Genomic DNA, 13,998 nt, shown 5'->3' with positions numbered 1-13,998 from the left:
GCTATTTGACCTCGACCACTGTGCCCTGCAAACGCTGCAAGGCTTCGTTCACGGCTTGCGGCATCAGCTGGCGCAAGCAGTTGTAATGGCCGAAACGGCAGGTGCGATCGAAGCAAGGGCTGCATTCGATGCCCAGGCGCACGATCTCGACATGTTCGGCCAACGGTGGCGTGAAACCCGGCGATGTCGAACCGTAGACCGCCACCAGCGGGCGGTTCAGCGCGGCAGCGACGTGCATCAGGCCGGAATCATTGGACACCACGGAATCAGCGCAAGAGAGCAGATCGATTGCTTCGGCCAGCGAAGTGCCGCCACTGAGGTTCACCGACTCTTCGCGCAAGCCGGGAATCAAACGTGAACGGATGTCTTCACCCACCCCGTGATCATTTTTCGAACCGAACAGCCATACCTGCCAGCCGTCACGGATCTTCGCCTCGGCGACCTTGGCGTAATGCTCGGACGGCCAGCGCTTGGATTCGCCGAACTCCGCGCCTGGGCACAACGCCAACACCGGGCGATCGAGGGTCAGGCCGAACTTGGCCAATGCCGCCTCGCGGGTGACCGGGTCGATCTGCAAGCTCGGCCGCGGATAGGGTTTGGGCAACTCGATACCCGGCTCGAAGGCCAGCGCCATGAAGCGCTCGATCATCAGCGGATAACGTTCCTTGTCCAGCGTGCGCACATCGTTGAGCAGGCCGTAGCGGAACTCGCCGCGCCAGCCGGTGCGTTTGGGGATGCCGGCGAAGAATGGCACCAGCGCCGACTTCAACGAGTTGGGCAACAGGATCGCCTGGTCGTACTGCCCGGCCAGGGATTTACCGATGCGCCGACGGGTCGCCAGCTCCAGCGCGCCGTGACCGAGCGGAAAGCTCAAGGCCTGGCGAACTTCGGGCATGCGCTCAAGAATCGGCCGGCTCCACTCGGGGGCCAGCACGTCGATTTCGCACTGCGGGTGGCGCTGCTTGAGACACTGGAACAGTGTCTGCGCCATCACCATGTCACCGACCCAACTGGGCCCAACGATCAGAATTTTCATGTGGCTTCCAAAAACGAACCGGGGAGGCTTATGCCTCCCCGCCTCGATAATCCAGCACCTGCGGGATGAACCATCAGGTCATTTGGACGAGCCGGCTGGGGCTCGTCGGATCAATTTCACACATCTATATCAGTCAGCATACAACGTCGTGGCGAGGGAGCTCGCTCCCGCTGGGCTGCGAAGCAGACCCAAAACCTGCGACTGTATTTCATCTGCCAGACCGAGCCGGCTGAGTGGCGACTGCTTCGCAGCCGAGCGGGAGCAAGCTCCCTCGCCACAAAAACCCGCTCCCACATTTGAATCTCGTCGCCTGCTCAGCTTAGCCCCAGCTCGCGCCAGATCCGCATGACCTGTCGCCGCTCGTCCGCGAACTGGTCACCGGCAATCACCCCGGGATCCTTCTGCAAGGCCTGCCGGTGGGCGGCCGAGCGGTAAGCTTTATAGGCTTCACGCAGCAGACTGGCATCTTCGACGGGCATCAGCCCTTCGTGTTCCAGCTCTTCCAGAATGCGGATGTTATCGGTCCAGCGCAGCAATGGCGGGTGCGTTTGCGACCACGCCAGGGCCGCGTATTGCACCATAAATTCAATATCGACGATACCTCCGGCGTCCTGCTTGAGGTCGAAGGGCGCCGTGGCGTCGAAGGCATTTGCCCCGGTGCCGGCCGCCGTGCTCTTGCTGCCAAGGTTCTCGCGCATCTTGGCGCGCATCTCGCTGACCTCCTGGCGCAGGGTCGGCAAGTCACGCGGTTTGCCCAGTATCGCCGCACGGACCTTTTCGAAAGCCTGGCCGACGTCCTGACTGCCCACCAACACCCTTGCCCGCACCAACGCCTGATGCTCCCAGGTCCAGGCTTCATTTTCCTGATAACGGGCAAACGCCCCCAAAGAACTGACCAACAGCCCCGACGCACCGGACGGACGCAGGCGCATATCCACTTCGTACAGCTGGCCCGAGTTGGTCTGGGCCGTGAGCAAGTGGATGATCCGCTGTCCCAGGCGGGTGAAGAACTGGGCACCATCGATCGGCTTCGGCCCGTCGGTTTCGGCCTGCGGATCACCGTCGTGGATGAACACCAGATCCAGGTCCGAACCATGCCCGAGTTCCAGGCCGCCGACTTTCCCGTAACCGACAATGATGAACCCGGGATCGCATAAAGAGCCGTCGGTGCGCAGCGGCGTGCCGTACTTGGCCACCGTTTGCCGCCAGGCCAGGGCCAGGACCTGTTCCAGAATCGCCTCGGCGAGCCAGGTCAGGTAATCGCTGACCTTCATCAGCGGCAGGCTACCGGCGATTTCCGAAGCGGCGACTCGCAAGCGGTGCGCCAGTTTGAAATGGCGCAGGGCTTCCATCTGCTGCTCCAGGTCGTCCTCGGGAATCCGCGTCAGGCGCTCGCGCAATTCGGCGGCCAGCTCGGGAGCCAACGGCGGCTTGAACAGTCGGCCTTCGTTGAGCAATTCATCGAGCAACAGCGGGAAGCGCGTGATCTGTTCGGCGATCCACGGGCTCGCGGCACACAAGGTCAGCAAACGGCGCAATGCACCAGGGTTTTCGGTCAGCAATACCAGATACGCCGAACGACGCGCCACGGCTTCTACCAATGGCAGCACACGCTCGAGCACCAGATCCGGATTGGCATGTTCCACCGCCTGTGCAAGCAGACGCGGAATAAAGGCATCGAGCCGTTCGCGTCCCAAACGCTGCATGGCTCGTAATTGCGGGCTGCTGCGCAAGCCAGCCAAGGCTTTCAGCGCTTTGGGAGCATCAGTGAAACCGCCCTCTTCGAGCTGACGGCAGGCGGCTTCTTCATTCTGCGCCTCCTCCCATAGCGGCAGCCATTCACCACCGACCACCACTTCGCTTTCGGTGCCGGCTTCCTCGTCCGGATCAGCGATGACCTGGCCGAAGTGCCACGCCACACGACCGCGCCAGTGCATCAATTGCTCATGGAACGCCGCCCAGTCGGCAAACCCCAGCATAAAGGCAATACGCGCCTGATCCTGGGCGCCATCGGGCAGCATCTGTGTCTGACGGTCGGCAATCGCCTGGATGGCGTGTTCGGTGTAACGCAGGAATTCGTAGCCTTCGCGCAGTTCGCTGATCACCGTCGGCGGCAGATAGCCCTGACCTTCCAGCGTGCTCAGTACTTTTAATAAAGGGCGCTGCTGCAAGCTCAGGTCGCGACCACCGTGGATCAGCTGGAACGCCTGGGCAATGAACTCCACTTCGCGGATGCCGCCGGAACCCAGCTTGATGTTGTCGGCCATGCCCTTGCGCCGCACTTCCTGCTGGATCAATTGCTTCATGGTGCGCAGCGCTTCGATGGCGGAAAAGTCCAGGTAACGCCGGTAAACGAACGGTCGCAGCATTTCCTGCAATTGCGCGCCGGCAACCTGATCGCCCGCTACCACACGCGATTTGATCATCGCGTAGCGTTCCCAGTCGCGGCCCTGATCCTGGTAATACTGCTCCAGCGCATTGAAGCTCAGCACCAATGCCCCGGACGAACCGTAAGGACGCAAACGCATGTCGACCCGGAACACGAAACCGTCGACGGTCATCGGGTCCAGCGCCTTGATCAGGCGTTGGCCGAGCCGGATGAAAAATTCCTGGTTATCCAACGGGCGTTTGACGCCGACCGTCTCGCCACCCTCGGGGTAGGCGAAAATCAGGTCGATGTCGGACGACAGATTCAATTCCACCGCACCGAGCTTGCCCATGCCCAGCACCACCATTTGCTGGGGTTCGCCGCTGCGGCGGCCGGTGGGCACGCCGAATTGCTGGCAATGGCGTGCGTACAACCATTGATAGGCCTGGTCGATACTGGCATCGGCCATGTCGGAGAGATCGCGACAGGTCTGCACCAGATCGGCCTGGCGGGTCAGGTCGCGCCAGATGATCCGCACCTGGTGACGGGTACGCTGACGACGCAAGGCACGGCCGAGCTGGTCATCGGTTTCGGCCGCGTTCGCCGCGGCGGCAATCTGCGCGCACAACTCGCCCGGGCTGAAGCTGCGGTCCAGTTCACCGGACTGCACCAGCTCCAGCAACATCAAAGGGTCACGCACGCTCTGTTCAATGACAAAGTCGCTGGCAGCGGTCACTCGGGCAAATTGAGCCCAACGCTCAGGGGTCCAGGCGGACAGCCCATGATCGTCGTCCAGGGCATCGACTGCGGCACGGAACGACTGCTCGGCGCGGGTGACAAGCGGCATCAGAATGGCGGGCAGTTCGGCAAGCGTAGGCAGGCTCATGGTCTATCCTTGATCGGCGTGTATCGGGCTGCATGTAGTGAATTTTCATAACGCACTACCTGAAGGACTGTCGAACAAAAGTTAGAAATAGCTGAAATTTCTTTATTTTTGGCAGCCAGCATCAAGCTTTCACCTTTTCGGGTTGGCAAATGACCAACCTTAACGATTATTCTCACAACGCAGCCGGGGGCCACAAGCCGCTCATCTGTAGTTTTACTACTCGTATATACATTAGTAAGGCTGAAATGCCGGATGATTTGTAGTAAAACTACACACCGCCGGAACAACCTATCGGCAATCCAAGAATTCATAACGTCTGCCCACAAGGCCAGTCGCTAACTCAGGCAACCGATTCTGGTAGCCTTTCCGCCCTGGAGCAAGCCATGCAAGACCTCGATCCCGTCGAAACCCAGGAATGGCTGGACGCCCTGGAATCGGTTCTCGACAAAGAAGGCGAAGACCGTGCTCACTATCTGATGACCCGTATGGGTGAACTCGCGACCCGCAGCGGTTCGCAGTTGCCTTACGCCATCACCACGCCTTACCGCAACACCATCCCGGTTACCCACGAAGCACGCATGCCTGGCGACCTGTTCATGGAACGCCGCATTCGCTCGCTGGTACGCTGGAACGCGATGGCCATGGTAATGCGTACGAACCTGAAAGATTCTGACCTCGGCGGTCACATCTCCAGCTTCGCTTCCAGTGCGACCCTGTATGACATCGGCTTCAACTACTTCTTCCAGGCCCCGACCGATGAACACGGCGGCGACCTGATCTACTTCCAGGGCCACACCTCGCCAGGCGTTTACGCCCGTGCATTCATGGAAGGCCGCATCACCGAAGAGCAGATGAACAACTTCCGCCAGGAAGTCGACGGTCAGGGCCTGTCGTCCTACCCGCACCCTTGGCTGATGCCTGACTTCTGGCAGTTCCCGACCGTATCCATGGGTCTGGGCCCGATCCAGGCGATCTACCAGGCACGCTTCATGAAGTACCTGGAAGCCCGCGGCTTCATTCCTGCCGGCAAGCAGAAAGTCTGGTGCTTCCTGGGTGACGGCGAGTGCGACGAGCCGGAATCCCTGGGCGCGATCTCGCTGGCTGGCCGCGAGAAGCTCGACAATCTGATCTTCGTCATCAACTGCAACCTGCAGCGCCTCGATGGCCCGGTTCGCGGCAACGGCAAGATCATCCAGGAACTCGAAGGCGTGTTCCGCGGTGCACAGTGGAACGTGACCAAAGTCATCTGGGGCCGTTTCTGGGACCCACTGCTGGCCAAAGACGTCGACGGTATCCTGCAACGTCGCATGGACGAAGTCATCGACGGCGAGTACCAGAACTACAAAGCCAAAGACGGCGCGTTCGTGCGTGAACACTTCTTCAACACGCCAGAACTCAAGGCGATGGTTGAGGACCTGTCCGACGACGAAATCTGGAAACTCAACCGTGGCGGCCACGACCCGTACAAGGTCTACGCGGCGTACCACGAAGCGGTCAACCACAAAGAACAACCAACCGTCATCCTGGCCAAGACCATCAAGGGTTATGGCACCGGTGCCGGCGAAGCGAAAAACACCGCGCACAACACCAAAAAGGTCGATGTCGAAAGCCTGAAGCTGTTCCGCGACCGCTTCGACATTCCGGTCAAGGACGAAGAGCTGGAGAACCTGCCGTTCTTCAAGCCAGAGCCGAACAGCGCCGAAGCCCGCTACCTGAGCGAGCGCCGCACTGCACTGGGCGGCTTCGTGCCACAGCGTCGCGCACAGAGCTTCAGCGTGCCGACTCCGGACCTGGATACCCTCAAGGCTATCCTCGACGGTTCCGGCGACCGTGAAATTTCCACCACCATGGCCTTCGTGCGGATCCTCGCGCAACTGGTCAAGGACAAGGAAATCGGCCCGCGCATCGTCCCTATCATCCCGGACGAAGCCCGTACCTTCGGTATGGAAGGCATGTTCCGTCAGTTGGGCATCTACTCCTCCGTCGGCCAGCTCTACGAGCCAGTCGATAAAGACCAGGTGATGTTCTACAAGGAAGACAAGAAGGGCCAGATCCTCGAAGAAGGCATCAACGAAGCGGGCGCCATGAGCTCCTTCATCGCTGCCGGTACTTCGTACTCCAGCCACAACCAGCCGATGCTGCCGTTCTACATCTTCTATTCGATGTTTGGCTTCCAGCGTATCGGCGACCTGGCCTGGGCCGCTGGCGACAGCCGTACCCGTGGTTTCCTGATCGGCGGCACCGCCGGCCGTACCACCCTGAACGGTGAAGGCCTGCAACACGAAGACGGTCACAGCCACCTGCTGGCCGCGACCATCCCGAACTGCCGCACCTACGATCCAACCTACGGCTACGAGCTGGCGGTGATCATTCAGGACGGCATGAAGAAGATGACCGAAGAGCAACAGGACGTCTTCTACTACATCACCGTGATGAACGAGTCGTACCAGCAGCCAGCCATGCCGGCCGGTGCCGAAGAAGGCATCAAGAAAGGCATGTACCTGCTCGAGGAAGACACCCGCGAAGCGGCGCACCACGTTCAGCTGATGGGCTCCGGCACCATCCTGCGTGAAGTCCGTGAAGCAGCGAAGATCCTGCGGGAACAGTTCAACGTCGGCGCCGACGTGTGGAGCGTTACCAGCTTCAACGAACTGCGTCGCGACGGCCTGGCCGTCGAGCGCACCAACCGTCTGCACCCGGGCCAGAAGCCTAAGCTGAGCTATGTCGAAGAGTGCCTGAACGGTCGTAAAGGTCCGGTCATTGCCTCTACCGACTACATGAAACTGTTCGCCGAGCAGATCCGTCAGTGGGTACCGTCCAAGGAATTCAAAGTCCTGGGCACCGATGGTTTCGGCCGCAGCGACAGCCGCAAGAAACTGCGTCATTTCTTCGAAGTCGACCGTCATTTCGTGGTGTTGGCAGCCCTGGAAGCACTGGCTGACCGTGGTGACATCGAACCTAAAGTCGTGGCTGAAGCCATTGCCAAGTTCGGTATCAACCCGGAAAAACTCAACCCACTGGACTGCTGAGGAGAGATTCTGTGAGCGAACTCATTCGCGTACCTGACATCGGCAGCGGTGAAGGTGAAGTAATTGAACTGTTTGTGAAGGTCGGCGACCGTATCGAAGCCGACCAGAGCATCCTGACCCTGGAATCGGACAAGGCGAGCATGGAAGTGCCTGCGCCGAAGGCCGGTATCATCAAGAGCCTGAAAGTGAAGCTGGGCGATCGCCTGAAAGAAGGCGACGAGCTGCTGGAGCTGGAAGTCGAAGGCGCCGCGCAAGCGGCTCCTGCGGCTGCCGCGGCGCCTGCTGCAAAAGCTGAAGCCAAACCGGCCGCCGCGCCTGCTGCCGCACCAGCCGCTGCCCCTGCTGCTCCTGCTGCCGCTTCGGTTCAGCAAGTGCACGTGCCGGACATCGGTTCGTCGGGCAAGGCCCAGATCATCGAGATCCAGGTCAAGGTCGGCGACACCGTCGAGGCTGATCAGTCGCTGATCACCCTGGAATCCGACAAGGCCAGCATGGAAATCCCGTCGCCTGCCGCTGGCGTGGTCAAGGCCATCAGCGTCAAGCTCAACGACGAAGTCGGCACTGGCGACCTGATTCTGGACCTGGAAGTGGCGGGTGCTGCGGCGCCGGCCACTGCGCCAGCTCAGGCTGCTGCACCTGCCGCCGCTGCTCCTGCGCCAGCTGCTGCCGCTCCGGCTGCACCGGTAGCCGACAGCGTCCAGGACATCCACGTTCCGGACATCGGTTCGGCAGGCAAGGCGAAGATCATCGAAGTCCTGGTCAAGGCCGGCGACACCGTTGAAGCCGACCAGTCGCTGATCACCCTGGAATCCGACAAGGCCAGCATGGAAATCCCATCGCCTGCCGCTGGCGTGGTGGAAAGCGTTTCCATCAAGCTCGATGACGAAGTCGGTACCGGCGACCTGATTCTCAAGTTGAAAGTCAAAGGCGCAGCTCCAGCTGCTGCCCCGGCTCCAGCTGCCGCTGCTGCTCCGAGCGCTCCGGCTCCAGCCGCTGCTGCTCCGGCTGCCGCTGCCGCTGCCCCTGCTGCTGCCGCTCCGGCCGCTGCGCCTGCCAAGCCGGGCGCGAAAGTTCACGCCGGCCCTGCCGTGCGTCAACTGGCTCGCGAATTCGGTGTCGAGCTGAGCGCTGTCGGCGCCAGCGGTCCGCACGGTCGCATCCTGAAGGAAGACGTACAGGTTTACGTCAAGGCCATGATGCAGAAGGCCAAGGAAGCTCCGGCCGCTGCTGCTGGCGCAACCGGTGGCGCTGGCATTCCGCCGATTCCGGTCGTGGACTTCAGCCGCTTCGGCGAAATCGAAGAAGTGCCGATGACCCGCCTGATGCAGGTCGGCGCTGCCAACCTGCACCGCAGCTGGCTGAACGTGCCGCACGTGACGCAATTCGACTCGGCCGATATCACCGAACTCGAAGCGTTCCGTAACGCCCAGAAAGCCGTAGCAGAGAAGGCCGGCGTCAAGCTGACCATCCTGCCGCTGCTGCTCAAGTCCTGCGCGCACCTGCTCAAGGAACTGCCGGACTTCAACAGCTCGCTGGCGCCAAGCGGCAAAGCGATCATCCGCAAGAAATACGTGAACATCGGCTTCGCCGTCGACACCCCTGATGGCCTGCTGGTACCGGTGATCAAGAACGTCGACCAGAAGAGCCTGCTGCAACTGGCGGCCGAGGCGGCTTCCCTGGCTGAAAAAGCCCGGACCAAGAAGCTCTCGTCGGACGAGATGCAAGGCGCCTGCTTCACCATTTCCAGCCTCGGCCACATTGGCGGCACCGGCTTCACGCCGATCGTCAACGCGCCGGAAGTGGCGATTCTCGGTGTTTCCAAGGCAACCATCCAGCCAGTCTGGGACGGCAAAGCCTTCCAGCCGAAACTGATGCTGCCACTGTCGCTGTCCTACGATCACCGTGTGATCAACGGCGCCGCTGCTGCACGCTTCACCAAGCGTCTGAGCGACTTGCTGGCGGACATCCGCACCATCCTGCTGTAAGACCGGCCGGCCCTCCCTCACGGGAGGGCCAGTCGCGTTCCACGTTTCCGAGCGCCACGCTCGTACCTCAACCCCGCCAATTGGCGGGGCTTTTTTTGCCCGCCGTTTTTTACTCTAAAAGAATCCTTCCTACATTTGTGGCTGACATCGCCCACAACTCAAGTCCGTTTCCGCCCGATATTTTTTGCGATTCAATCACTAGCCTTGGTTATAAGGCTGTTAAAGCAGCCAATAACTTTACCGCTTTGATTAACAGGAAAAACATCGAAAGGACTCGACTATGTTCAAGCCTACTGTCGGCCCTATTATTGGCCACACAACAACTAATGACGCACGAATATTCCTGCGCGGAGAATGGCAGAAAGATGCTTTGGTATTTGCCGGCATTCGTTATAGACGGGCGGGGGAAGAGCGCTGGAATAACGGCTTATTTACCCAACTGATCCCGTCGCGCACATGTCAGATGTCATCGTTCTGCAGGATCTCACTGCCGATACTGAATACGAATACCAGGCTGGATGGTTCAGCCCCATGTGCCCGTTGCACAATCCGCAATCCGTCCAGGAGTTGCCTCTACAGTGGCCGCGGGAGGTTTATCACCTGCGTACGCAAGCCAGCAAGGCAGCCATGCCACGAGCTTATATTGTGGGCTCCTGCCGCTATTTGCGCATGACGGCAGGGCAGCCTTCCGCTCCGCACCTGGGCGACCGGATCTTCGCCGCCATCGCCAAACTTGCACACTGCGCGTCACCACCTATCAATGCTGTATTGATGACGGGCGATCAAGTGTATGTTGACGATCTGAACTTCATAGCGCCGGATCGGGAATACACCGAGATACTTGCCAAGTATCGTTCTGCATTTTCCCAACCTAATATTGCAAAACTGATGTCTGGTATTCCCACTTACATGATTCTTGATGATCATGAAATTGAAGATAACTGGCCAGCCAACAAAAACAGCAATGATGAGTATTTATACAAGAACGCCATGGCAGCTTATGAACTGTATCAAGCCAGTCACAGCCCGGCCGGGGAATTCAATACCCAAGATCAACCAAGTCATTCACCAAGGCGCTACTGGTACCAGTTTGCCAATGGTGATATCGAATGGTTTGTCACCGACAGCAGAACGCGGCGCAATCTGACGGCCAACGACCGGCGCATTCTTGATCGCGAACAGGAACAGGCGCTGTGCGACTGGCTGATTCACAGCCCGGCCCGGGTCAAATTCGTGGTCACCAGTGTGATGTTCTACCCGGACCGCAAACGCTTGGGCGATGACGCCTGGAAAGCCTTTCCCGAGCAACGGTTACGGCTGCTCGAAACGATTCGCACCCACGGCATAAAGAATGTGGTGTTCATTTCCGGCGACGTCCACGGCTCCCTCACCAGCCGCCTGACCCACAGCGAAGACCCGGCTTTCGAGGTCAACACCATCGTTTCGTCACCGCTGTGCAACAGCAAGCTGCTGCCTTATGCCAAGGCTTCGACCTTCATTCTCGATCAACCGTTGGCCCGGACCGCTGCCGGCGACTATCGACACGAATTGACCAGCGACGTGATCAGCCAGGATAACTTCGCGCATCTGATCGTCGATTCGGATCAGATTCATGTGCGTTATCACGATCGGGATGGCCATTTTCTAGAGTCGGTGGCTATTGCGTTGCGTTAAAAGTAAAAAATCGCAGCCTTCGACAGCCCTCCCGTGGGAATGGAATACCCCCTGCAGGAGCCGACGAAGGCTGCAATCTCTGCGCCGAGAACATTACTTTTGGCTTTAATTGCAGAAATCTTCGCGCCTGCCGACACATTCTTATAGCACTTGGCCTTCATCTCTCTTGTCAGTCGGTGTCGCAATGATGCAACCTTGCCGCAGGCAACAGTAAAGAGGGCGAGAGCCCCGGCGCGTTCAGCAAATTCGAAGCGAGTTCCCTCCATGAAAAGCCAACCCGATGCCGCCAGCCGTATGGTGGCCGAGGTAGTGACGCAGTTGCCCGTGCCCTCGCGGCTCGGCATGCTGCGTTTCGAGCGGCTGAATGAACCAAGCTGGGCGCTGCTGTTTCTTGATCCCAATTGCGAACGCCAGTTCGGCCTGCCGGCTGTGGAACTGTGCGCCCTGGTCGGCTCGCCATACGCCAGCCTCATGGAACCAGAGGCGCGCTATCAGCTGCATGACGCGGTTCAACAGCAACTGAGCGAAAGCACCCATTATCTGATCCGCTACACCCTGCACACGGCTTCCGGCTCGCTGAATCTGCTGGAACTGGGTGAAGCCTACAAACAACACAACCGACACCTGTTGCGTGGCTACCTGTTGGTGATCGACGGTTTGTTCGACGACGACCCGTTGCTGCCGGCCCTCGACCTGGAAACCCAGAACTCACGCCTGCAGATCGCCCTTGAGCTCAACCAGCGCGCCCAGCAGGAACAACTGCAGCATCTGGATCGGGTCCGCGCCCAGCAGGACTTGATCCTGCTATTGACCCGCCAGCGCTACAGCAGCAACAACTCCCTGCAGGAAGCTGCCGAACTGATCACCCGCAGCGCCTGCGACATTTACCAGATCGACTGCGCCAGCCTGTGGCACCTCGAAGGCTCGCAGCTGGTGCCGATTTCGGCCTATCACCGCACGACCCAGGAATACCTGCTGCCGGAACCGATCGATGTCAGCGTATTCCCCGACTACCTCGACGCCTTGCATACCGGCCGCGCCATCGACGCCCACAATGCCATGCGCGACCCGCGCACCCGGGAAATGGCCGAGAGCCTGCGCCCGCGGGATGTCAATGCGATGCTCGACGCCAGCATCCGGGTCGACGGTCAGGTGGTCGGCGTACTGTGCCTGGAGCAAACCGGTGTGACCCGCGCCTGGCAGTCGGACGAAATCGCCTTCGCCGGCGAACTGGCGGATCAATTTGCTCAGGTCATCAACAATCACAACCGACGCACCGCCACCAGTGCCCTGCACTTGTTCCAGCGTGCGGTGGAACAAAGCGCCAACGCCTTTTTGCTGGTCAACTGCGACGGCGTGGTCGAATACGTCAACCCGAGCTTCACCGCGATCACCCAGTACAGCACCGAAGAAGTCCACGGCCAGCGCCTGTCGGAACTGCCGGCCCTGGAAAACCTCAGCGAACTGCTGTTCGACGCGCCATCGGCACTGGCCAAGAGCAACAGTTGGCAAGGTGAATTCAAAAGCCGGCGCAAAAACCTGGAACCCTACTGGGGGCAGTTGTCGATCTCCAAGGTTTACGGCGACAACCGCGAGTTGACCCACTACATCGGCATTTACGAAGACATCACCCAGACCAAACTCGCCCAGCAGCGCATCGAACGCCTGGCCTACACCGACAACCTGACCAACCTCGGCAACCGTCCGGCATTCATCCGCAACCTCGACGAGCGCTTCGCCCGGGACAGCGATACACCCATCAGTCTGTTGCTGGTGGACATCGACAACTTCAAGCGGATCAACGACAGCCTGGGCCACCAGACGGGCGACAAACTGCTCATCAGCCTGGCCCGACGCCTGCGCAACAGCCTCAGCCCGAGCGGCAGCCTGGCGCGGTTTGCCAGTAACGAATTTGCGGTGCTGCTGGACAATACCAATCTGGAAACCGGCCAGCAGATCGCCAGCCAATTGCTGACGACCCTCGACAAGCCAATGTTCGTCGACAACCAATTGATCAGCGTGACCGGCTCGGTCGGCCTGGCCTGCGCGCCGCTGCATGGCCGCGACCCGCAAACCCTGATGCGTAACGCCGGGTTGGCGCTGCACAAGGCCAAGGCCAACGGCAAACATCAGGTGCAAGTGTTCACCGAAGCCTTGAACGCCGAGGCCAGTTACAAGTTGTTCGTCGAAAACAACCTGCGCCGCGCCCTGACCCAGAACGAGCTGGACGTGTTCTACCAGCCCAAGCTTTGCCTGCGCAGCGGTCGACTGCTGGGCATGGAAGCGCTGCTGCGCTGGGACCATCCGGAAAAGGGCATGATCCGCCCGGACCAGTTCATCAGCGTCGCCGAAGAAACCGGCCTGATCATCCCGATCGGCAAATGGATCGCCCGCCAGGCCTGCCGCATGAGCAAGGCACTGACCGCTGCAGGGCTGGGTAATCTGCAGGTGGCGATCAACCTGTCACCCAAACAGTTCTCCGACCCGGACCTGGTGGCCTCCATCGCCAACATTCTCAAGGAAGAAGCATTGCCGGCGCACCTGCTGGAGCTGGAATTGACCGAAGGCCTGCTGCTGGAAGCCACCGAAGACACCCACTTGCAGCTCGACCAGCTCAAACGCCTGGGCCTGACGCTGGCAATGGACGACTTCGGCACCGGTTACTCGTCGCTCAGTTACTTGAAAAAATTCCCGATCGACATCATCAAGATCGATCGAAGCTTCATCCACGAAATCCCGGACAACCAGGACGACATGGAAATCACTTCCGCGGTGATCGCCATGGCGCACAACCTCAAGCTCAAGGTCGTGGCTGAAGGTATCGAGACGGCTGCGCAGCTGGCTTTCCTGCGTCGCCACCGCTGTGACGTCGGCCAGGGCTACCTGTTCGACCAGCCGATCCCCGGCGCCGAGCTGATCGAGAAGCTCAAACGCTACCCGCGCGGCCCAATCGCCTGACAGCGGGCCAACACTCGGGCAAACTGCACTTCTAAATATTCCAACGACTGAGGGGACTGATA

At 60.0% G+C, this 13,998-nt stretch carries 6 protein-coding genes and 1 pseudogene; 4 read left to right on the top strand and 3 right to left on the bottom strand.

Annotated elements, in window-relative coordinates; genetic code table 11:
• Window position 1 precedes the first annotated feature (1 nt).
• Complete coding sequence (gene waaF, locus D8U69_RS07460; protein ID WP_056852322.1) at window positions 2–1,036, bottom strand: lipopolysaccharide heptosyltransferase II; 1,035 nt, start codon at window positions 1,034–1,036, stop codon at window positions 2–4.
• A 314-nt stretch (window positions 1,037–1,350) separates the two neighbouring features.
• On the bottom strand, window positions 1,351–4,290 hold the full coding sequence (gene glnE / locus D8U69_RS07455; protein ID WP_056852321.1) for a bifunctional [glutamate--ammonia ligase]-adenylyl-L-tyrosine phosphorylase/[glutamate--ammonia-ligase] adenylyltransferase: 2,940 nt from the start codon (window positions 4,288–4,290) through the stop codon (window positions 1,351–1,353).
• A gap of 383 nt (window positions 4,291–4,673) precedes the next feature.
• Here glnE and aceE point away from each other — a divergent pair, with 383 nt between their 5' ends.
• From aceE to D8U69_RS07440, 3 genes and pseudogenes are all read left to right on the top strand, one after another.
• Window positions 4,674–7,319 carry a pyruvate dehydrogenase (acetyl-transferring), homodimeric type gene (aceE, locus tag D8U69_RS07450; RefSeq protein ID WP_056852320.1) on the top strand — a complete coding sequence of 882 codons (2,646 nt, stop codon included), beginning with the start codon at window positions 4,674–4,676 and terminating at the stop codon, window positions 7,317–7,319.
• Window positions 7,320–7,330: 11 nt separating this feature from the next.
• Entirely contained in the window at window positions 7,331–9,304 is a 1,974-nt protein-coding gene (gene aceF, locus D8U69_RS07445) for a dihydrolipoyllysine-residue acetyltransferase (protein ID WP_130907025.1), read from the top strand.
• Window positions 9,305–9,584: 280 nt separating this feature from the next.
• Window positions 9,585–10,978: pseudogene (locus tag D8U69_RS07440) on the top strand (alkaline phosphatase D family protein).
• On the opposite strand, the gene D8U69_RS07435 reads toward D8U69_RS07440, so the two are convergent.
• The gene (locus D8U69_RS07435; RefSeq protein ID WP_130907024.1) at window positions 10,975–11,244 is read right to left on the bottom strand and encodes a hypothetical protein; all 270 of its coding nucleotides are present in this window, start codon (window positions 11,242–11,244) and stop codon (window positions 10,975–10,977) included. The pseudogene D8U69_RS07440 and the gene D8U69_RS07435 sit on opposite strands and share 4 nt — an antisense overlap.
• Here D8U69_RS07435 and D8U69_RS07430 point away from each other — a divergent pair.
• Window positions 11,243–13,936 carry a GGDEF and EAL domain-containing protein gene (locus D8U69_RS07430; protein ID WP_130903939.1) on the top strand — a complete coding sequence of 898 codons (2,694 nt, stop codon included), beginning with the start codon at window positions 11,243–11,245 and terminating at the stop codon, window positions 13,934–13,936. The genes D8U69_RS07435 and D8U69_RS07430 overlap by 2 nt on opposite strands.
• The last annotated feature ends 62 nt before the right edge of the window (window positions 13,937–13,998 follow it).

The sequence above is a fragment of the Pseudomonas sp. Sample_16 genome, from assembly GCF_004307665.1.
Taxonomy (GTDB): Bacteria; Pseudomonadota; Gammaproteobacteria; order Pseudomonadales; family Pseudomonadaceae; genus Aquipseudomonas.
The sequence above is the reverse complement of the archived record's forward strand: the minus strand, read 5'-3'. Positions and strand labels throughout refer to the sequence as shown.

What these genes read in the sequence shown, in the direction of transcription:
- waaF (WP_056852322.1), bottom strand. Translation starts at nt 1,036, where the DNA reads ATGAAAATTCTGATCGTTGGGCCCAGTTGGGTCGGTGACATGGTGATG.
- glnE (WP_056852321.1), bottom strand. Translation starts at nt 4,290, where the DNA reads ATGAGCCTGCCTACGCTTGCCGAACTGCCCGCCATTCTGATGCCGCTT.
- aceE (WP_056852320.1), top strand. Translation starts at nt 4,674, where the DNA reads ATGCAAGACCTCGATCCCGTCGAAACCCAGGAATGGCTGGACGCCCTG.
- D8U69_RS07430 (WP_130903939.1), top strand. Translation starts at nt 11,243, where the DNA reads ATGAAAAGCCAACCCGATGCCGCCAGCCGTATGGTGGCCGAGGTAGTG.
- D8U69_RS07435 (WP_130907024.1), bottom strand. Translation starts at nt 11,244, where the DNA reads ATGGAGGGAACTCGCTTCGAATTTGCTGAACGCGCCGGGGCTCTCGCC.